The 17,984-nt window shown below is 57.5% G+C and carries 21 protein-coding genes and 1 tRNA gene; 14 read left to right on the top strand and 8 right to left on the bottom strand.

All coding sequences use genetic code 11. From position 1 onward, the window contains the following. Window positions 1-401: 401 nt before the first annotated feature. Window positions 402-836 (top strand): hypothetical protein, encoded by a 435-nt coding sequence (locus ACODTO_RS03435; RefSeq protein WP_139645946.1) that lies wholly within the window; start codon window positions 402-404, stop codon window positions 834-836. Between the two features lie 177 nt (window positions 837-1,013). Here ACODTO_RS03435 and ACODTO_RS03440 read toward each other — a convergent pair whose 3' ends face one another. The 3 genes from ACODTO_RS03440 to ACODTO_RS03450 form a co-directional block, all read right to left on the bottom strand. Beyond that, window positions 1,014-1,283 (bottom strand): Rho-binding antiterminator, encoded by a 270-nt coding sequence (locus ACODTO_RS03440; RefSeq protein WP_489105972.1) that lies wholly within the window; start codon window positions 1,281-1,283, stop codon window positions 1,014-1,016. A gap of 95 nt (window positions 1,284-1,378) precedes the next feature. After that, window positions 1,379-2,266, bottom strand: coding sequence for a dihydrodipicolinate synthase family protein (locus ACODTO_RS03445; protein ID WP_024777026.1), 888 nt, complete (start codon window positions 2,264-2,266; stop codon window positions 1,379-1,381). 19 nt (window positions 2,267-2,285) lie between these two features. After that, window positions 2,286-3,068: an aldolase gene (locus tag ACODTO_RS03450; RefSeq protein WP_024777027.1), complete on the bottom strand. Its 783-nt coding sequence runs from the start codon at window positions 3,066-3,068 to the stop codon at window positions 2,286-2,288. Window positions 3,069-3,218: 150 nt separating this feature from the next. Between ACODTO_RS03450 and ACODTO_RS03455 the strand changes: the two genes are divergently transcribed. The 5 genes from ACODTO_RS03455 (at window position 3,219) to ACODTO_RS03475 (ending at window position 6,607) form a co-directional block, all read left to right on the top strand. Continuing rightward, entirely contained in the window at window positions 3,219-3,785 is a 567-nt protein-coding gene (locus tag ACODTO_RS03455; RefSeq protein WP_139645952.1) for a helix-turn-helix domain-containing protein, read from the top strand. A gap of 198 nt (window positions 3,786-3,983) precedes the next feature. Then, window positions 3,984-4,469, top strand: coding sequence for a hypothetical protein (locus tag ACODTO_RS03460; RefSeq protein WP_489105973.1), 486 nt, complete (start codon window positions 3,984-3,986; stop codon window positions 4,467-4,469). A 134-nt stretch (window positions 4,470-4,603) separates the two neighbouring features. Continuing rightward, window positions 4,604-5,299, top strand: a complete 696-nt coding sequence (locus tag ACODTO_RS03465; protein ID WP_489105974.1) for a hypothetical protein — start codon at window positions 4,604-4,606, stop codon at window positions 5,297-5,299. Between the two features lie 53 nt (window positions 5,300-5,352). After that, window positions 5,353-5,940, top strand: coding sequence for a hypothetical protein (locus ACODTO_RS03470; RefSeq protein WP_139645955.1), 588 nt, complete (start codon window positions 5,353-5,355; stop codon window positions 5,938-5,940). Between the two features lie 307 nt (window positions 5,941-6,247). Further along, window positions 6,248-6,607, top strand: a complete 360-nt coding sequence (locus tag ACODTO_RS03475; RefSeq protein ID WP_041023403.1) for a DUF6124 family protein — start codon at window positions 6,248-6,250, stop codon at window positions 6,605-6,607. A 62-nt stretch (window positions 6,608-6,669) separates the two neighbouring features. On the opposite strand, the gene ACODTO_RS03480 is transcribed toward ACODTO_RS03475, so the two are convergent. After that, on the bottom strand, window positions 6,670-7,446 hold the full coding sequence (locus ACODTO_RS03480; RefSeq protein WP_489105975.1) for a sulfite exporter TauE/SafE family protein: 777 nt from the start codon (window positions 7,444-7,446) through the stop codon (window positions 6,670-6,672). Window positions 7,447-7,579: 133 nt separating this feature from the next. On the opposite strand from ACODTO_RS03480, the gene ACODTO_RS03485 reads away from it, so the two are divergent. Then, a complete protein-coding gene (locus ACODTO_RS03485; protein WP_489105976.1) occupies window positions 7,580-8,449 on the top strand; it encodes a LysR family transcriptional regulator in 870 nt (289 codons plus the stop codon). Between the two features lie 120 nt (window positions 8,450-8,569). Here ACODTO_RS03485 and ACODTO_RS03490 read toward each other — a convergent pair whose 3' ends face one another. The 3 genes from ACODTO_RS03490 to ACODTO_RS03500 all read right to left on the bottom strand — a co-directional run bounded on the left by ACODTO_RS03490 (window position 8,570) and on the right by ACODTO_RS03500 (window position 9,819). Continuing rightward, complete coding sequence (locus tag ACODTO_RS03490) at window positions 8,570-8,971, bottom strand: hypothetical protein (RefSeq protein WP_489105977.1); 402 nt, start codon at window positions 8,969-8,971, stop codon at window positions 8,570-8,572. A gap of 113 nt (window positions 8,972-9,084) precedes the next feature. Next, on the bottom strand, window positions 9,085-9,414 hold the full coding sequence (locus ACODTO_RS03495) for a hypothetical protein (protein ID WP_313930829.1): 330 nt from the start codon (window positions 9,412-9,414) through the stop codon (window positions 9,085-9,087). A 320-nt stretch (window positions 9,415-9,734) separates the two neighbouring features. Next, window positions 9,735-9,819, bottom strand: a tRNA-Leu gene (locus ACODTO_RS03500). A 108-nt stretch (window positions 9,820-9,927) separates the two neighbouring features. Between ACODTO_RS03500 and queA the strand changes: the two genes are divergently transcribed. The 6 genes from queA (at window position 9,928) to ACODTO_RS03530 (ending at window position 16,010) form a co-directional block, all read left to right on the top strand. Further along, window positions 9,928-10,977 (top strand): tRNA preQ1(34) S-adenosylmethionine ribosyltransferase-isomerase QueA, encoded by a 1,050-nt coding sequence (gene queA / locus ACODTO_RS03505; protein ID WP_313925235.1) that lies wholly within the window; start codon window positions 9,928-9,930, stop codon window positions 10,975-10,977. 14 nt (window positions 10,978-10,991) lie between these two features. Then, the gene (tgt, locus tag ACODTO_RS03510) at window positions 10,992-12,107 is read left to right on the top strand and encodes a tRNA guanosine(34) transglycosylase Tgt (RefSeq protein ID WP_162843649.1); all 1,116 of its coding nucleotides are present in this window, start codon (window positions 10,992-10,994) and stop codon (window positions 12,105-12,107) included. A gap of 43 nt (window positions 12,108-12,150) precedes the next feature. After that, a complete protein-coding gene (gene yajC / locus ACODTO_RS03515) occupies window positions 12,151-12,486 on the top strand; it encodes a preprotein translocase subunit YajC (RefSeq protein WP_024777037.1) in 336 nt (111 codons plus the stop codon). A gap of 65 nt (window positions 12,487-12,551) precedes the next feature. After that, complete coding sequence (secD, locus tag ACODTO_RS03520; protein ID WP_139645966.1) at window positions 12,552-14,420, top strand: protein translocase subunit SecD; 1,869 nt, start codon at window positions 12,552-12,554, stop codon at window positions 14,418-14,420. Window positions 14,421-14,429: 9 nt separating this feature from the next. Further along, the gene (gene secF / locus ACODTO_RS03525) at window positions 14,430-15,344 is read left to right on the top strand and encodes a protein translocase subunit SecF (protein ID WP_139645968.1); all 915 of its coding nucleotides are present in this window, start codon (window positions 14,430-14,432) and stop codon (window positions 15,342-15,344) included. A gap of 117 nt (window positions 15,345-15,461) precedes the next feature. Further along, the gene (locus tag ACODTO_RS03530) at window positions 15,462-16,010 is read left to right on the top strand and encodes a glycine zipper 2TM domain-containing protein (protein WP_041023394.1); all 549 of its coding nucleotides are present in this window, start codon (window positions 15,462-15,464) and stop codon (window positions 16,008-16,010) included. 240 nt (window positions 16,011-16,250) lie between these two features. Here ACODTO_RS03530 and suhB read toward each other — a convergent pair whose 3' ends face one another. Beyond that, window positions 16,251-17,069 carry a type III secretion system regulator SuhB gene (suhB, locus tag ACODTO_RS03535; RefSeq protein WP_041023393.1) on the bottom strand — a complete coding sequence of 273 codons (819 nt, stop codon included), beginning with the start codon at window positions 17,067-17,069 and terminating at the stop codon, window positions 16,251-16,253. A 144-nt stretch (window positions 17,070-17,213) separates the two neighbouring features. Between suhB and trmJ the strand changes: the two genes are divergently transcribed. Then, on the top strand, window positions 17,214-17,984 hold the full coding sequence (gene trmJ, locus ACODTO_RS03540) for a tRNA (cytosine(32)/uridine(32)-2'-O)-methyltransferase TrmJ (protein ID WP_489105978.1): 771 nt from the start codon (window positions 17,214-17,216) through the stop codon (window positions 17,982-17,984).

Below are 17,984 nucleotides of genomic sequence, written 5' to 3' on the forward strand. Positions count from 1 at the left end.
CACGGTGTTGGCGGGTAAGGGGACTGCAAGCGAAGCGGGCATTATCGAGGGGGAGAGGGCGCGGCGACTTTGCTGGAGCGGATGGGAGCTTTGCGGGAGGGGATAAAGCGAAAGATTTTTGCCGGGCGGCCAAAAGAAACAGCAGGATCAAACGCTGCAAAACCTGTGGGAGCAAAGCTTGCTCGCGATGGCGGCAGGCCGTTATTGCCGATTGACTACCGCCATCGCGAGCAAGCTTTGCTCCCACGGTTATTGCGTTTTTTGCAGATCACTCGCAACCAACTCATTAAAACGATCTTGTTAGCTGTTACTTCTGACAGTAGTCGATGGGTATATCTGATGCTTATATCCCTTTGCGCTGTCTTATTGGCGCCTTGAGTCACAGCACTGAGGGTTCAAACATGAAAACCGACAATAAAAAATCAGATGCCCGCATGGTAGGAACGATTATCGTCAATACGCCATCTTCGGTAACTTTTACAGAGGTCAATGCGACGTTGTTCAATAGCGATGGCAACAACGCCAGTGGCGGATTTCTGCAAGGAGGGCTGAAAGCGTGGAAGCGAGGAAAAAAGGACGACGCCGCGATTTTTATCGGTTTCCCGGCCGCTCAAGCGGGTGGCGACACACAAACGTTTCAATATCCTGGTGATTTCGATGGCCCCTCTATACGGTGGATCTTCATCGACGAGGAGGGGAAGCATCATTCGGTCAGTACCGGGACGATCACTATAGAGTTCGGCAGATTCTTCAGGTTTTTCAGAGGGGTCTATTCTTTCGCCGATACGGAAGGTCAAATTGTCAGAGGGTCGTTTGATGTGAGGTATGTGGAGTAATGGTGTAAACACAGCAGCATCAGGAGACAGCACTTGGCAGCCTGCTACAACCCGGTACCCAATAAGTCTCCTCAAGCTGTGGCGAGGGGATTTAGCGAATCGTCGCACCGCCCCGCTGGGGCTGCGCAGCGGCCCCAAACCAACCTTGCATCTGGTGGCGCTTAACAAGCTTGATGCTTAGCCACCCACCGCCAGCACAACCCGGCCAAACTGGGCGTGCTCATCCCGCGGCGTAATCGCCAACAAATGATCGAGACGAATCTCCCGACGACCCTCCGCGGTTTCAACGTCGAGAAACTCCTCCCGCGTGCGAGCGGTACGCGTGGTGATCGCGCGGGCGGTCAGGCGTTGGTCGTCAGTCAGTTCGATGTCCAGCGTGTAGCCGTACAGGCAGGCAATCTCCAGGTAGTCATGCAGGTCGCAGTTCAAGGGTTGATAGGTGTTCATCTCATTGCCTCGATGGTCATGGCGGTGCTCACCCATTAGGACAACAGCGACCGAACAGGATGGCCCACCTGTCGGTCGCAAGGGCCCAGCGTGATTCAGCGCAATTGATTCAACATCGTCTGCAGTTGGCTAATGCGCGCCTCGTCGAGTGGGAACACTGGCAAGCGTGGATCGCCCACCTCCAGGCCCAGGCTGCATAGACCGGCCTTGATGGTGGCCGGCAAGCCGCCCTTGAGGATGAAGTCCAGCAGCGGCAGTTGACGATAGAACAGCGCCCGGGCCCGGCTCAGGTCGTTGGCCAGCACGGCGTCATACAGGTCGAGGTTGAGCTGTGGGATCAGGTTCGGCGCTGCGGTGCACCAGCCTTTGGCGCCGGCCGCGAAGGCTTCCAGGGCCAGTGGGTTGCAACCGTTGTAGAACGGCACCTGGCCCTCGCCCAACAGCTGCAGCTTGTGCATGCGCTGGATGTCGCCGGTGCTCTCCTTGACCATGGTGACGTTCGCCACCGCGTTGAAAATCCGCAAGATCAGCTCCACAGACATGTCGATGCCGCTGGTGGCTGGGTTGTTGTACAGCATGATAGGCAGGTCGATGCTGGCGCCGATGGCCTGGTAGTGGGCCAGGATTTCCGCCTCGCTCAGTTTCCAGTAAGAGGCCGGCAACACCATCACGGCATCGGCGCCCTTCGCTTGGGCAAAACGTGCGCGGCGTACCGCCTTGGCGGTGGTCAGGTCCGACACGCTGACCACCGTCGGCACCCGGCCGGCGACGCGGGCAATGCTGAACTCGCTGACCTGATCCCACTCCGCATCGCTCAGGTAAGCGCCCTCGCCGGTGCTGCCCAAAGGCGCGATGGCGTGAACGCCGCTGTCGATCAGGCGGTCGATGGACTGGCCCAGTGCGTCCAGGTCCAAGCCTTGGCCGTCGGCGGAGAAGGGCGTGATGGTGTAACCGATGATGCCGTGGATATTGGGGGTAGACATGGCGTGGCTCCTAAGGGGTTCAGTTCAGGCAATCGGCGTGTTGACGCAGGTTTTGCCGGGCGTAGTAGTTGAAGGCGGCTGCATGACGCTTGGGGCGGGCGATCCAGTCGTGGGCTTCGCGGCCCAGGTGAGGCAGGATCGGTTTCACCTCGCCGGCGGCCATGGCCAGCAGTTGCAGCTTCGCGGCGCGTTCGATCAGTTGGGCGATGTTGCAGGCTTCCTCCACCGTGGCGCCGGTGGATAACTGGCCGTGGTGGGAAAGCAGGATGGCGCGCTTGTCGCCCAGGGCGCCGGCGATCAATTCGCCTTCCTCATTGCCCACCGGCACACCCGGCCAGCCCTCCAGGAACGCGCAGTCCTCGTAGAGCGGGCAGAGGTCCATGTGGGAAATCTGCAAAGGCACCTCCAGCATCGACAGCGCGGCGATGTGGGTCGGGTGGGTGTGGATGATGCAATTCACATCCGGCCGGGCGCGGTAGACCCAGGTATGAAAGCGGTTGGCCGGGTTGGGAATGCCGTGGCCCTCCAGCACCTCTAGGTCTTCATTGATCAGCAGCAGATTGCCGGCGGTGATTTCATCGAAGCCCAGGCCCAATTGCTGGGTGTAGTAGGTGCCCGGCTGCGGCCCGCGCGCAGTGATCTGCCCGGCCAGGCCCGAGTCGTGACCGTTTTCGAACAGGATGCGGCAGGTCAGGGCCAGCTTTTGTCGTACAGTCCACGTATTATCCGGCAGTGATTTTTGCATCTGGTTAACAGCGTGCTGGACCAACTGGTCCTTGGGTGTCGCCAGTGTCTTGCTCATATCCGTTCTCCTGATTCGTTCTTTGACCGTTCTTGATCCGCGTCATGGAAGCTGTAAAGGGAAGGTGCTAATGACACAAAAAATACTATATGACACAAAGTGTCATTTGCAACCTTTGATTGTCCGTTTCCCAGGAAATGTTGGTTACCTATGTCCATTCGCTTGAAATTGCTCAGGAAAAAACTCGGCATGACACTGGACGTCCTGGCCGAAAAAACCGGGATGACCAAGAGCTACCTGTCCAAGGTGGAACGCGGGCTGAGCACGCCCTCCATCGCCACCGCGCTCAAGCTCGCCAAGGCGCTGAACGTGAACGTCGAAGAATTGTTCTCAGAGGAGAACGTCTCCCTCGACAGCTACAGCCTGGTGCGCAGTGAAGACCGGCGCTCGCTGGCGTCGAGCAGCGGCAGCTCCGAATACGCGGTCCTGGCCCATCAGGTCTCCGAGCGCAGCCTGTTGCCCTTCATCCTTTACCCCGCGACTGAATTCACCGCGCACCACGCGTTCAAGGAACACACGGGGGAGGAGTTTCTATTCGTGCATGAGGGGCAGGTGGAAGTGGATTTCATGAACGAGCGCGTGCTGCTGAATCGCGGCGACGCCTTGCATTTCAATGCGCAGAAGCCCCATCGGTTGCGTTCGGTGGGGGATGTTCAGGCGCAGTTGTTGGTGGTGGTGCATAGCGATGAGGCGGCCGAAAAAGATGAGAACGCGTAGAGGCAACTGATCGTCATGCAGCTCAGGTAAGGACAACCATCAACCGGTGGCGAGGGCGCTTGCTCCCGCTGGGCTGTGCAGCAGCCCTGTAAAGCCCGACAGATGCTCCAGGAGCAAGGGAAAATCACTGGAGAAATTCAATTTGTTGGATCGAACGCCGATAGGATGCGCAAGAATTTATCCCCGAGGGACCGGAGCATGTTTTACCCATGTGAAGCTGAAAAAGATCATCTCTATAACCGCATCGTCCTGCTGACCATTGCTTGCATCTTGCTGTTGTTTCTAGCCTCACTGGCAAAACACTCAGGGACCATTTATGGCGCCATTCGGTGGACCCCTGTCGAAGCGAAAGGCACGGTGACGCATCTGGAAGGCATCCCGATGAATCCCAACGGCGTCATCATTCATTACCGGTATGTCGACAGTGATCAACAGGTTCATGAAGACGAATACTTTGACCAGCGCTACAGCGAACATTACCAGTACAAAGTAGGTGAAGAAATTTCACTGCTTTACTCTCACTGGTTACCCCAAATCAGCAGCATCGCCACCGAGCTGCACACCAACCGCGCCAGCTTTATCGTTATGGCGGGCGGGGTATTGCTGACGCTGTTGTTCCTGTGGATCTCCTTCAGAACGTTCGGGCGCATTTATGGCATGAAGCAGGAAGACCGCTTCTACTAGAACGGTTGTCGGTCATGGCTACCCGAACCCCTTTTTATCCTGAGAGAAAACCGGAGCGGTCAGAGAGACGTTTTGGAACTCAAAGGTCCCTTCGCTCAGGCGACACGTCATTCATGCCATCGGTATTCCTATCAATGAAAAATCTGTTTCTCGCGTTGCTCTCGGTCAGCCTGCTTTCCGGGTGTGTCACCAAGTCTTTGAGTGTTGAAGACCGCCACCAGATCAAAACCATCAAAATCCTTCCTGTGTACTTTGCGGTGGAAAACTTCAAGTACACGAGCATGACCCAGGCTTGGGGGGCAGGCCTGGGTGCCGGGGCAGGCGCAGCGACTGGCATGGCGGCTGGCGCATCGAGCGCTGGCACGAGCGCATTGACGGGCGCTGGTTCGGTCATGGGCACCAAGACGGCCGATGGCGCGACGGCAGATATCTCTCAAGCGATTCTGAACAACATGCAGGCCCACGGTATCGATCTGGGAAAACTGGTGCGTGAAAGCTTCGAGAAGCGCATTAAGCAAGAAGGTATGTTCACCCTCGTGGCGGAAGGCGAGAAAGCGGATGCCGACGTTGAAATCATGGTCTCGCAGTGGGGACTGAGTCTGAAAAACTACAGCTCCGTGCTTTACCCGGTTATCGGCGTCAACGGCTCCATGAAACGTAGCGGCACATCGGTTTGGCGCAACTTCAATACCATCTCGCCCTTCAACGAAAGCAACACCCTCGCCTACACCCCTGAGCAGTACGCCACCGATCCCGAAGCACTGCGTGCAGCGTTTTCCCGCGTATCTGATCTGGCAGTCGGCAAGCTGATAGAAGACCTGAAGCAGTAACTGCACAGACGAACCGGAGTGCTGCACGCCTCCTCATGGATTAGGAGCTATTAATGACCACTGTCTCGACACTTAAGCAGTACTCGGTAAAAAGCTGGGCTGCTCTTGTAGCAATTGTTGGCTTGATGGCGGGGTTCCCCGCCATCTCAACCTGGTTGGACGACATGAGGGCTGACTACTACAAAAGCCATTTCATTGGACGTTGGACCGAGGAGTTCAGCTATCTCGATGGCGGTGTTCAGTTCGAGTTCAAGGGCATGACCGAGTACTTCGCCAACAACCATTACAATCTGAACGGCGTGATCGCGCTGGTTGGAACAGAGCCTTCGAAACCCTATCGGTTCGAGTACAGCGTTAACGGCGCGGGTAGCTGGAATGCGGATAGCGAGTACCTTTCGTTCACATTGGAGCAAATGAAGACGTTGCCCAAGACGTATAGGGTGGACGGCAAAGAGATCTCGCCTTTGACGGTGGCGCAGTTTGTCGGCTCTAGCATGCCCAACCTCAGTGATATCTACCCGGCAGGGGCATCGGGGCAGGCGCGCATCAAGGAGGTGGAGAAGAACAGGATTGTTCTGGAACAAAGAGCCCTTGACGGCAGGCCATTCATCGTGACCACCCGCCGTCAGGTCGCGCCCTAGAGCTCACATCGCCTTGCGCCTTTGCCTACAACTACGCCAGAATCCGCCGGCTTGTGCGCCTGGGGTTGCGTCGGTAGTTTGGACCTGTCACTGCTCATCAGTGATCGGGTTTAGTCGCCCGTCGTAGCTAAGTCGCTCAAGCGTCCGTCAGTCAGGTATCCCCATCCCTGCACTCGATGGTGGCTGTGCGCAGGGCGCCCTCGGGCGCGCCGATTTCTTAGCTCGTCGGTCGACTAACCTGCGTACAGCTGCCTCCCAATCGTTTAGTCGCGAGCGGGTCGTAGCCTCAACCAAGAGAGCTAAGGTCATGGTCAAAATTACACCGAACCCCCCAGTAACAGACGAACACGTCTCCCGCGCCCAGTCAGCGCGCAACAAGAAAATCGACGACGCAGCCACCCGAGCGTTGGATTTCTATCTGAACCCCAAGCCCGAGAAAGAAACGTCCGACAATCCCAACACCATTTTCCGCATTGCTTCTGATGTTGATTCTGAATGCCTGCTTGCCAGCCTTAGTGAGAATCTGGCTTCGGCCAATGCCATGATCAGTGATTTGGCGTTTGACCTAGATGGGTCGCGGCGACATGTGGCCTTGGGGATTCAGCAAGTGATCGAGCTGAGTGAGCTATTGGCGAATCGGGCGTTGGATATTGTTGAGGTGAGATAGGTTCGCTGGAAAAGGTGCTACCCATCTCATTAAGGGGCTTTGCTAGCGCAAGGCCCTTTTTACTATTGATTGTCTATAAAAATACCTAGCCCCATTCGACCTATTAAGAAAATAAGGAGCATCAGGAAGAAAATTCTTATAAAGCCACTCCCATAACGCAGTGCCAAAAAAACACCGGCTAGAGAACCCGCCATATTACAAAGTGCAACCACGCCTCCAATAGCCCATAACACATTACCGGATGGAACAAAAAACATAAGCGCTGCGCTAAATGTACCCAAGTTAACCAGCTTTGCTGATGCTGATGCATTTAGAAAATCGAAGCCAAAAAATTTGACAAAAATAAAAAGCAAAAGACTGCCGCTGCCTGGGCCAAAGACACCATCATAAAACCCTATCAAACCGCCAAAGAAAATCCCCGATGCGATCTCCTTTGTTCCGCAAGGTTTATTGGAACTCACTAGCCCTAATTTTTTCTCCTTGAAAGTATAAATAGCCATGACTATCAGGACGAAAAAAACAACAACCTCCACCAGTTTCTTAGGCGCATCAGATACTACAGCGGCCCCAAGGAAAGCGAAGACAAATGCCGAGCACATGGTGGGGAGCATCAGCCTCCACACGACGGTTATTCGCTTTAAATAGCTGAGTATGGAACTCGCATTACCCGCCAGAACAGCCAGTTTATTGGTGCCGAAAACAGTGGCCAGGCTCTGTTGGGGCAGGGCATGTAAAAGTGCCGGCACTTGTACAAGCCCGCCACCGCCTACCGCCGCATCTATCAAGCCGCCGCAGAAGGCAAAAAAACCTAGCGCGATCATGGCTTGGTTAAAATCCATCCAGGTCTACTCCCGCTGTTTGAATGCCCGGTTAAGTTTTTCCATCCAGTCAGAGGCTTGAAATTAACGGGTTGGAGTGCTCACGACAAGTGACTTATACTCGGCAAATCATTCACTTTCAGTGAGTAATGGTATGGAGTTTTCTCAGCTAACTATGTTCAAGGCGGTGGCAGATGAGGGCAGTATTGTTCGCGCTGCTGAATTGTTGCACTGCGTTCCGTCAAACATCACAAATCGAATCAAGCTTTTAGAAAGAGAGCTGGGTGTCTCATTATTTATCAGGAAGGGAAGGGGGCTGGTCATCAGTCCGTCGGGTAGATTGTTTCTTGATTACACAAATAAAATATTGTCTCTATGTCAGGAGTCACAAAGAGCTCTTGATTCTGCGGCAGCACCATCGGGCAGTTTGAAGATTGGCGCTATTGAGTCATCCGCAACAGGTAGATTGCCCAGGTTGTTGGCAAAATATCATCGACTCTATCCTCTGGTGCAAATGCAGTTCAGTACTGGCGATTGGTCACAGTTATTAAGCGATGTGGTTGGCCATAAACTGGATGGAGCAATCATTGCGGTCAAACCTGAGCATCCGGATATTGTAAGCGCAGAAATTTACAAGGAGGAGCTTGTATTGATTGCTTCTGCAACAGCAGGGCGGATAAGTGAGCCGCAGGATTTAAGCGGTATGGATATATTCATGTGGCCAGAGGGATGCCCTTACAGGGGAGCACTGGAGAATTGGCTGAGGACGCATGAGGTATCGAGCTCCATAACCAATATAGCCAGTTATGGCACCATTCTTGGCTGTGTCAGCTCCGGTGCAGGAGCTTCGTTAGTTCCGAGGGGGATGTTTGAACAGTTTAAAAGCGTCGGAAGTATCAGTGGATATGTATTTGATGATCTGTTTCCTGTGCAAAATTATTTCATGTGGAATAAGAATGTTGAGGTTTATAGTGCGAGAGATAAATTTGTCGAGCTGTTGATGGAGGGGTTTAAAGAGGTTTGACGAGCAAAGAGGAGGGAGGCAGATTTTATTTATTTGGCCGTGGGCGGAAAAAATTCATTTTTTTGATGGGGCGCAAGCACCAATATTGCCATTCGGGACTCATCGAGCCGTTTGTTCGACCTATCTGAAATCCGACAGGACAAATGAAGTACGATTTCTAAGGTAAAGCTCAACACCCTCCAGGGACGGTATTGTCTCACTGGACACCTCGGTAAACTCCCCGCCAACCTCGCGAGTCACACTGACGGTGTACCCATTCTCAAGCCGTCGCAGGACCCCAGTGCATTTCACCGGTCGACCATTCTCTTCGCTGAACGACATAGCAATAAGGTCCCGCTCCGGCAAAGCTTGCTCTGCTCGCATCATCATCGCTTTACGTTTCGCTGTGTATTCTTTCGCGGCGACCGCTCCGACAATGGCAGTGGCAATCCAGAAGAGCGTTTCCAGGTTGCTCATCATTCGCCGTTTCGCCTCGTGGGTTTCGGTCAACCAACCGCCTATCGTTGTGATGATGTCGTCCATGATTTACCTGTGAGAGAGCATCTGTAGAGGCTGCAACGCGGAGCGTCGCTGGATGCATTACCACGCGGAGCGTGGGAACGATCGGTGTTGTTCAGGCCCGTTCAGCATCTAGTTCACTGAATATCTTTCAGATAACCCTTGAGCGTCGTGAGCGGATGATCAAACTGCTCAATCGTCTGCGCAGCACTGAAGTCTGCCGCCAACCGATTCAGTTCGTGGCCTAGGACAGTGTTAGCACCACCAACCGCTTGCAGTGCCAACCCGAGGCAATGCTCCACCTTGCCCCGAATCCCCTGGATATCCCCCTTGCGCACCATCAACCCGAACACTTCCCGCTCATAATCCGCCATCAGCGGATCATCCCGGAGAATCGGACTATGGTCCTCAGCCTCGTAAACCAGTTTGAGGCAATAGAGGGCGACGGTTTCCAGCAGCAATTCCATGGGGTGAAATCCTTTGTAGCCGGGAGTGAGGGTGGAGTTAACGGTTTAGGTGCCGAGAGCCGCGACGGGGTCAATCTTTGGGCGCCGCAATGACATTTTTGTGAGCGCTTTGCGCTCAAGCGGGAGCAAGCTCCCTCGCCACAGGTTCCTACTGGCCACAGATTCTTCCTTGCCAGAGGTTTGGTGGTTGGGGCCGCTTTGCGGCCCAGCGGGGATGAATCCCCTCGCCACAATGGATTGGGTGATGCGTTGGATCACGGCAAGTCCACTTTCCTGCAGACGAAAAAAAAGACCTTGAATTTCAAGGTCTTTCTTTAAGATGGTGCCCCGAGGGAGACTCGAACTCCCACTCCTTTCGAAAACGGATTTTGAATCCGCCGCGTCTACCAATTCCGCCATCAGGGCTCAATGGCGGCGAAGTATAGAGAGGTGCCTACCGTTGGTCAATCACGTTTCATGGTCAATTTTCGATATTTCCGCTAGACTTTCCGGCCCTGCTAGACGAACCCCATCATGCGTGTTGCTGACTTTACCTTCGAACTCCCGGATTCGCTGATCGCTCGCCACCCTCTGGCCGAGCGTCGTGCCAGTCGACTGCTGACCCTGGACGGGGTCAGCGGTGCCATGGCTCACCGTCAATTCACTGATTTGCTTGAGCATTTGCGCCCAGGCGACTTGATGGTGTTCAACAATACCCGGGTGATCCCGGCGCGGTTGTTTGGCCAGAAGGCCTCCGGCGGCAAGCTGGAGATTCTGGTGGAGCGGGTGCTGGACAGCCACCGTGTGTTGGCCCATGTGCGCTCCAGCAAGTCGCCCAAGCCGGGGTCGTCGATCCTCATCGACGGTGGCGGCGAGGCGGTGATGGTGGCGCGGCATGATGCGTTGTTCGAGCTGGCGTTTGCCGAAGAGGTGTTGCCGCTGCTCGACCGTGTCGGGCACATGCCGTTGCCTCCTTATATAGATCGCCCGGACGAAGGTTCGGACCGCGAGCGTTATCAGACCGTGTACGCCGAGCGCCTGGGGGCGGTGGCGGCGCCGACGGCGGGGCTGCATTTCGATCAGCCGTTGCTGGAGGCGATTGCCGCCAAGGGCGTCGAGACCACGTTCGTGACGCTGCACGTCGGCGCTGGTACGTTCCAGCCGGTGCGGGTGGAGCGTATCGAAGACCACCACATGCACAGCGAATGGCTGGAAGTGAGCCAGGCAGTGGTCGATGCCGTGGCGGCCTGTCGCGCTCGCGGCGGGCGGGTGGTGGCGGTGGGGACCACCAGCGTGCGGTCCCTGGAAAGCGCTGCCCGCGATGGCGTGCTCAAGCCGTTCAGCGGCGACACCGATATCTTCATCTACCCGGGCCGGCCGTTTCATGTGGTCGATGCCCTGGTCACCAATTTCCATTTGCCCGAATCCACGCTGTTGATGCTGGTTTCGGCGTTCGCTGGTTATCCCGAAGCCATGGCCGCCTACAAGGCCGCCGTCGAGCATGGTTACCGCTTTTTCAGCTACGGTGATGCGATGTTCATCACCCGTAACCCCGCGCCACGCGGGCCCGAGGAAACAGTATGAGTCGCACCTGTCGCATGTCCTTCGAGTTGCTGGCCACCGATGGCAAGGCACGTCGCGGTCGCCTGACCTTCCCCCGCGGTACGGTGGAAACCCCGGCGTTCATGCCGGTGGGCACCTACGGCACGGTCAAGGGCATGCTGCCACGGGACATCGAGGCCATCGGCGCGGAGATCATCCTGGGCAACACCTTCCACCTGTGGCTGCGTCCGGGCATGGAAGTGATCAAGGCCCACGGCGACTTGCACGATTTCATGCAGTGGAAAGGCCCGATCCTGACCGACTCCGGCGGTTTCCAGGTGTTCAGCCTGGGCGCCATGCGCAAGATCAAGGAGGAGGGCGTGACCTTCGCCTCGCCGGTGGATGGTTCCAAGGTGTTCATGGGCCCGGAAGAGTCGATGCAGGTCCAGCGTGACCTGGGCTCGGACATCGTGATGATCTTCGACGAATGCACCCCGTACCCGGCCGATGAAGACGTCGCGCGGGTGTCCATGGAGCTGTCGTTGCGCTGGGCCCAGCGCTCCAAGAACGCCCATGGCGACAACACGGCGGCGCTGTTCGGTATCGTCCAGGGCGGCATGCACCAGGACCTGCGCATGCGCTCCCTCGAAGGCCTCGACAAGATCGGTTTCGACGGCCTTGCCATCGGCGGCCTGTCGGTGGGTGAACCCAAGCACGAAATGATCAAAGTGCTGGATTACCTGCCGGGTCAGATGCCCGCTGACAAACCTCGTTACCTTATGGGCGTTGGCAAACCGGAAGATCTGGTTGAGGGTGTGCGCCGCGGGGTGGACATGTTCGATTGCGTGATGCCAACCCGTAATGCCCGCAATGGGCATCTGTTCATCGACACGGGCGTGCTGAAGATCCGTAACGCGTTTCATCGCCATGATGATTCGCCGCTGGATCCGACCTGCGACTGCTACACGTGCAAGAACTTCTCCCGCGCTTATCTGCACCATTTGGACAAGTGCGGCGAAATGCTCGGTAGCATGCTGAATACGATCCACAATTTGCGCCATTACCAGGTGCTTATGGCTGGTTTGCGCGAGGCTATTCAACAGGGTACATTGGCCGCCTTCGTCGAGGCCTTCTATGCCAAGCGCGGGTTGCCTGTGCCGCCCTTGGACTGAGTTTTCCGATCCTAAGATTCAATACTTGCAACTGGAGTGCTAAATGAGCTTTTTTATCTCTAACGCCATGGCTGATGCCGCTGCTCCCGCAGCCGCGCCTATGGGTGGCGGTTTCGAGTGGATTTTCCTGGTCGGCTTCCTGGTCATCTTCTACCTGATGATCTGGCGTCCACAGGCCAAGCGCGCCAAAGAGCAGAAGAACCTGCTTGGTAGCCTGCAGAAGGGCGACGAAGTGGTGACCACTGGCGGTATCGCCGGCAAGATCACCAAAGTGGCCGACGATTTCGTGGTGCTGGAAGTGTCCGACACCGTTGAAATGAAGTTCCAGAAGGGCGCTATCGCGGCCACGCTGCCAAAAGGCACGCTGAAAGCGATCTAAGGTTTCAAACATCTCTTCAATCGACGGGGCGCGCAAGGCGCCCCGCGTCATAAGCGGGCGGCGTGATGCTGAACAAATACCCTCTGTGGAAATATGTACTGATCCTGGCGGTGCTGGCGGTCGGTCTGATTTATTCCGCTCCCAACCTCTACCCGGATGACCCGGCCATTCAGGTCAGTGGCGCAAGCACTGCCTTGCAGGTCACCCAGGCGGATCTGGACCGTGCGAGCGCGGCCCTCAAGACCTCCGGTATCGAAGTCAAGGCTGCGTCTGTTGCCGATAACGGCAAGGGCGGCCTGTTGCGCCTGGCCAAGGCTGAAGACCAGCTGCCGGCCAAGGACGTCGTGCGCAAGGCATTGGGCGACGAATACGTCGTGGCCTTGAACCTGGCCCAGACCACCCCGCAATGGCTGCGCAAACTCGGCGCGCATCCGATGAAGCTGGGCCTGGACTTGTCCGGCGGTGTGCACTTCCTGCTGGAAGTGGACATGGAAAAAGCCCTCGACGCGCGGATGAAAGTCTACGAAGGCGACGTCAAGAGCCTGTTGCGTAAAGAGCGCGTGCGCTATCGCAGCCTGCCAGACTTCAACGGCGCCATTCAGTTGGGCTTCAGCGATGAAGATACCCGCGAACAGGCCCGTGCGCTGATCCGCAAGACCTTCAACGATTTCGACATTGTGCCGGCTGACCTCAATGGTCAGGCGGTGCTGCGTCTGGCGATGACCCCGGCCAAGCTGGCGGAAATCCGCGAATACTCCATCAAGCAGAACTTGACCACCGTGCGTAACCGGGTCAACGAGCTGGGTGTGGCTGAACCGATCGTGCAGCGCCAGGGCGCCAACCGCATCGTGGTCGAGCTGCCGGGTGTGCAGGACACCGCCGAAGCCAAGCGTATCCTCGGCAAGACCGCCAACCTGGAGTTCCGCCTCGCGGCTGAGCCGGGTGCGTCCAAGGCCACTTCCGAGAGCTTCGAGTTCCGTGAGGGCAACCGCCCTGCGGCGCAGATCGAGCGCGGCCTGATCATCACCGGTGACCAAGTCACCGACGCCAAGGCGAGCTTCGACGAGCACGGTCGTCCACAGGTGAACATCCACCTCGACGGCCACGGCGGCGAACTGATGAGCCGCGCCACGCGCAGCAACGTCGGTCGTAGCATGGCGGTGATCTTCATCGAGCAGAAGCCGGTCACCACCTATACCAAGCAAGTGGTCGACGGCGTCGAGAAAGACGTCGCGGTGCAGGCGTTCAAGGAAGAGAAGAAGATCATCAGCCTGGCGACCATCCAGTCGCCACTGGGCAGCCAGTTCCGCATCACCGGCCTGAACGGCCAGGGTGAATCCTCCGAGCTGGCCCTGCTGCTGCGCGCCGGTGGCCTGGCCGCACCGATGTACTTCGCTGAAGAACGCACCATCGGCCCGAGCCTGGGTGCGGACAACATCACCAAGGGTATCGATGCATCGCTGTGGGGCATGCTGTTCGTGTCGCTGTTCATCATCGCCATCTACCGCTTCTTCGGCATCATCGCCACCGTCGCGCTGGCGGTGAACATGGTGATGCTGCTGGCCCTGATGTCGCTGCTGGGCGCCACGCTGACCCTGCCGGGTATCGCCGGTATCGTGTTGACCATGGGTATGGCGGTGGACGCCAACGTGCTGATCTTCTCGCGGATACGTGAAGAGATCGCCGCGGGCATGTCGATCCAGCGGGCAATCAACGAAGGCTTCGGCCGGGCATTCACCGCGATCCTCGACGCCAACCTGACCACGTTGCTGGTCGGCGGGATTCTCTTCGCCATGGGCACCGGCCCGGTCAAGGGCTTCGCAGTGACCATGTCCCTCGGGATCTTTACCTCGATGTTCACAGCCATCATGGTGACCCGCGCAATGGTCAACCTGATCTTTGGCGGTCGTGACTTCAAGAAGTTGTGGATTTAAGGGGCTGCCATGTTACGTACAATCAACTTCATGGGCGTTCGCAACGTTGCGTTCGGCGTCACATTGTTCCTCACTGCGCTGGCGTTGTTCAGCTGGGCTACCAAGGGCCTGAACTACGGCCTGGACTTCACCGGCGGTACGCTCATCGAGCTGACCTACGAGCGTCCGGCCGACGTGACCAAGGTGCGTGAGCAACTGGCAACGTCCGGTTACCACGAAGCCATCGTGCAGAGCTTCGGCGCAACCACCGACCTGCTGGTGCGCATGCCGGGTGAAGACCCGCAACTGGGTCACCAGGTTGCCGATGCCTTGCAGAAGGCCGGTGGCGACAACCCGGCGAAGGTCAAGCGCGTCGAGTTCGTGGGCCCGCAAGTGGGTGAAGAACTGCGCGACCAGGGCGGCCTCGGCATGCTGATGGCGCTGGGCGGCATCCTGATCTACCTGGCCTTCCGCTTTCAGTGGAAGTTCGCGGTGGGCGCCATTGTCTCGCTGATCCACGACGTGGCCGTGACCGTGGGTATCCTGTCGTTCTTCCAGATCACCTTCGACCTGACGGTGCTGGCGGCAGTGCTGGCGATCATCGGTTACTCGCTCAACGACACCATCGTGGTGTTCGACCGGGTGCGTGAGAACTTCCGCGTGCTGCGCAAGGCCTCGTTGATCGAGAACATCAACATCTCGACCACCCAGACCCTGCTGCGGACCATGGCGACGTCGATCTCCACCTTGCTGGCGATTGCCGCGCTGCTGTTCTTTGGTGGTGACAACCTGTTCGGTTTCTCCATTGCGCTGTTTGTCGGTGTCTTGGCGGGTACCTACTCGTCGATCTACATCGCCAACGTGGTGCTGATCTGGCTGAACCTGAGCACCGAGGATCTGATTCCTCCGGCGGCCACCGAAACGGAAGTGGACGATCGCCCGTAAGGCTCGTCGCTCCGTCCGTCACCGCTGAAAAGGCGCGAGTTGAACTCGCGCCTTTTTTTATGCTCCAAGGCTGGGAGAAGCGCGGATTATTCCGCTGGTGATGGCCAGGAGGTTCAAGTGAACAAATCGATGCTGGTTGGTGCGGTATTGGGTGCTGTCGGTGTTACTGCCGGTGGTGCGGTCGCGACCTACAGCTTGGTGAAAAGTGGTCCTGAGTATGCACAAGTACTGGCGGTGGAGCCGGTCAAGACTCAGATCAAAACCCCGCGTGAAGTCTGCAAGGACGTCACCGTGACCCGGCAGAAGCCGGTCCAGGATCAACATCAGATCGCCGGTACTGTGTTGGGCGCCGTGGCGGGCGGCCTGTTGGGTAACCAGATCGGCGGCGGCACCGGCAAGAAAATCGCCACCGTGGCGGGTGCGGCCGGCGGCGGTTATGCCGGTAACAAGATTCAGGAAGGCATGCAGGAGCGTGACACCTACACCACCACTCAAACCCGCTGCAATACCGTCAATGACATCAGCGACAAGGTGGTTGGCTACGACGTGCGCTACATGCTCGACGGCAAGGAAGGCAAAGTCCGCATGGACCGCGACCCGGGCAACCAGATCCCGGTGAACAAGGAAGGCCAACTGATCCTGGGCCAGAACCAACCAGCCCAGTGATCCAACCGCTATGAAAAAAGCACCCTTCGGGGTGCTTTTTTTTTGCGCCTGAATTCTGGGCTGTAGATCGTTCCCACGCTCCGCGTGGGAATGCATCCCGTGACGCTCTGCGTCACCTTCGAGAAGCGGAACGCGGAGCGTCCCTGGCGGCATTCCCACGCGGAGCGTGGGAACGATCAATTACCGAAATTCAGGCATAAAAAAAGCACCCCGAAGGGTGCTTTTCTGTAGCTGGGGCGCTTAGCGCTTCAGCGAGTGTGGCAGGTGTGGCTGGATGGCTGTCAGAACAGCCTTGAAGCACTTGGTGTTGCCGGCAACGATGTGGCCTTTTTCAAGGAAGTCGTGGCCGCCGGTAAAGTCGCTCACCAGGCCGCCCGCTTCCTGGATCAACAGGGCGCCCGCTGCCATGTCCCATTCGGACAGGCCCGATTCCCAGAATGCATCAAAACGGCCTGCCGCTACATAAGCCAGGTCCAGGCTCGCGGCGCCGGCGCGGCGGATGCCAGCGGTCTGGCCGACCAGGGCACGAAACATGCCCAGGTAGTTGTCCAGGTTGTCCATCTGGTCATCACGGAACGGGAAGCCGGTACCCAGCAGGGCGCCGTCCAGGCTGGTGCGACCGCTCACCCGCAGGCGACGACCGTTCAGTTGGGCGCCACGGCCACGGCTGGCAGTGAATTCTTCCTGGCGAACCGGATCCAGCACGACGGCGTGTTCCAGGCGGCCACGGTATTTGCAGGCGATGCTGACGGCGAAGTGAGGAATGCCGCGCAGGAAGTTGGTGGTGCCGTCCAGCGGATCGATGATCCACAGGTACTCTTCACCCTCGATGCCGGTGCCGGCGTGCATACCGGTCTCTTCACCCATGATCGAGTGGTTCGGGTAAGCCTTGCGCAGGGCATCGACGATTTTCTGTTCGGCGGCACGATCAACCTCGGACACATAGTCCTTGGCGTCTTTTTCATCGACCTTGATGGTATCCAGGCGCTCGATGGAGCGGAAGATCAGTTCACTGGCGCTGCGGGCGGCGCGCAGCGCGATATTCAGCATGGGCTGCATGGATGTGTCACCTAAGGTTGTTAAAGAAAGCCGCGCATTCTATCAGAAAGTTTTCTCAGGAGAAGGTTGGCGTTCGCTTTCATAGCTTAACGGTAGGTGCTTATGTAAGATTTGCTCCCTTTATCGTGTTCGAGAGCGCCTCCCTTGTTGCAGAACATTCGTGTCGTCCTGGTCAATACCAGCCATCCGGGCAATATCGGCGGAGCTGCGCGGGCCATGAAGAACATGGGCCTGTCGCGGCTGGTGCTGGTCGAGCCTCGCTTGTTTCCTCATCACGAAGCCGACGCCCGAGCCTCCGGCGCCGGTGACATCCTGGCCGGTGCGCAGGTCGTCGCCACCCTGGAAGACGCCCTGGTGGGCTGCAACCTGGTGCTCGGCACCAGCGCCCGCGACCGCCGTATCCCCTGGCCCATGCTCGATCCCCGCGAGTGCGGGACGAAAGTGGTCGAGGAAGCCGCGCAGGGTACCGAAATAGCACTGGTGTTCGGCCGTGAAGACTCCGGCCTCACCAACGACGAGCTGCATCGATGTCACTTTCACGTGCATATCCCTTCCGACCCCGAATTCAGTTCCCTGAACCTCGGGGCGGCGGTGCAGGTGTTGAGCTATGAAGTGCGCATGGCCTGGCTGGCAGCCGAAGGCAAGCCGAGCAAGGTCGAAAAATATGAGGCGACGTCGCCGCGCAGTGAGACACTGGCGACCATGGACGAACTGGAGCGATTCTATGAACACCTGGAGCAGACCCTGGTGGACGTCGAGTTCCTCGACCCGGACAAGCCTCGGCACTTGATGGCGCGCCTGCGTCGGTTGTACGGACGAAGCTCGGTCAGCCGGGCGGAGATGAATATATTGCGCGGCATCCTCACGGAAACCCAGAAAGCGGCCCGTGGCGAGCTGATTAAGCGGAAGGATTAA

This window comes from Pseudomonas sp. FG13, from assembly GCF_057809755.1.

What these genes read in the sequence shown, in the direction of transcription:
- ACODTO_RS03435 (WP_139645946.1), top strand. Translation starts at nt 402, where the DNA reads ATGAAAACCGACAATAAAAAATCAGATGCCCGCATGGTAGGAACGATT.
- ACODTO_RS03440 (WP_489105972.1), bottom strand. Translation starts at nt 1,283, where the DNA reads ATGAACACCTATCAACCCTTGAACTGCGACCTGCATGACTACCTGGAG.
- ACODTO_RS03445 (WP_024777026.1), bottom strand. Translation starts at nt 2,266, where the DNA reads ATGTCTACCCCCAATATCCACGGCATCATCGGTTACACCATCACGCCC.
- ACODTO_RS03450 (WP_024777027.1), bottom strand. Translation starts at nt 3,068, where the DNA reads ATGAGCAAGACACTGGCGACACCCAAGGACCAGTTGGTCCAGCACGCT.
- ACODTO_RS03455 (WP_139645952.1), top strand. Translation starts at nt 3,219, where the DNA reads ATGTCCATTCGCTTGAAATTGCTCAGGAAAAAACTCGGCATGACACTG.
- ACODTO_RS03460 (WP_489105973.1), top strand. Translation starts at nt 3,984, where the DNA reads ATGTTTTACCCATGTGAAGCTGAAAAAGATCATCTCTATAACCGCATC.
- ACODTO_RS03465 (WP_489105974.1), top strand. Translation starts at nt 4,604, where the DNA reads ATGAAAAATCTGTTTCTCGCGTTGCTCTCGGTCAGCCTGCTTTCCGGG.
- ACODTO_RS03470 (WP_139645955.1), top strand. Translation starts at nt 5,353, where the DNA reads ATGACCACTGTCTCGACACTTAAGCAGTACTCGGTAAAAAGCTGGGCT.
- ACODTO_RS03475 (WP_041023403.1), top strand. Translation starts at nt 6,248, where the DNA reads ATGGTCAAAATTACACCGAACCCCCCAGTAACAGACGAACACGTCTCC.
- ACODTO_RS03480 (WP_489105975.1), bottom strand. Translation starts at nt 7,446, where the DNA reads ATGGATTTTAACCAAGCCATGATCGCGCTAGGTTTTTTTGCCTTCTGC.
- ACODTO_RS03485 (WP_489105976.1), top strand. Translation starts at nt 7,580, where the DNA reads ATGGAGTTTTCTCAGCTAACTATGTTCAAGGCGGTGGCAGATGAGGGC.
- ACODTO_RS03490 (WP_489105977.1), bottom strand. Translation starts at nt 8,971, where the DNA reads ATGGACGACATCATCACAACGATAGGCGGTTGGTTGACCGAAACCCAC.
- ACODTO_RS03495 (WP_313930829.1), bottom strand. Translation starts at nt 9,414, where the DNA reads ATGGAATTGCTGCTGGAAACCGTCGCCCTCTATTGCCTCAAACTGGTT.
- queA (WP_313925235.1), top strand. Translation starts at nt 9,928, where the DNA reads ATGCGTGTTGCTGACTTTACCTTCGAACTCCCGGATTCGCTGATCGCT.
- tgt (WP_162843649.1), top strand. Translation starts at nt 10,992, where the DNA reads ATGTCCTTCGAGTTGCTGGCCACCGATGGCAAGGCACGTCGCGGTCGC.
- yajC (WP_024777037.1), top strand. Translation starts at nt 12,151, where the DNA reads ATGAGCTTTTTTATCTCTAACGCCATGGCTGATGCCGCTGCTCCCGCA.
- secD (WP_139645966.1), top strand. Translation starts at nt 12,552, where the DNA reads ATGCTGAACAAATACCCTCTGTGGAAATATGTACTGATCCTGGCGGTG.
- secF (WP_139645968.1), top strand. Translation starts at nt 14,430, where the DNA reads ATGTTACGTACAATCAACTTCATGGGCGTTCGCAACGTTGCGTTCGGC.
- suhB (WP_041023393.1), bottom strand. Translation starts at nt 17,069, where the DNA reads ATGCAGCCCATGCTGAATATCGCGCTGCGCGCCGCCCGCAGCGCCAGT.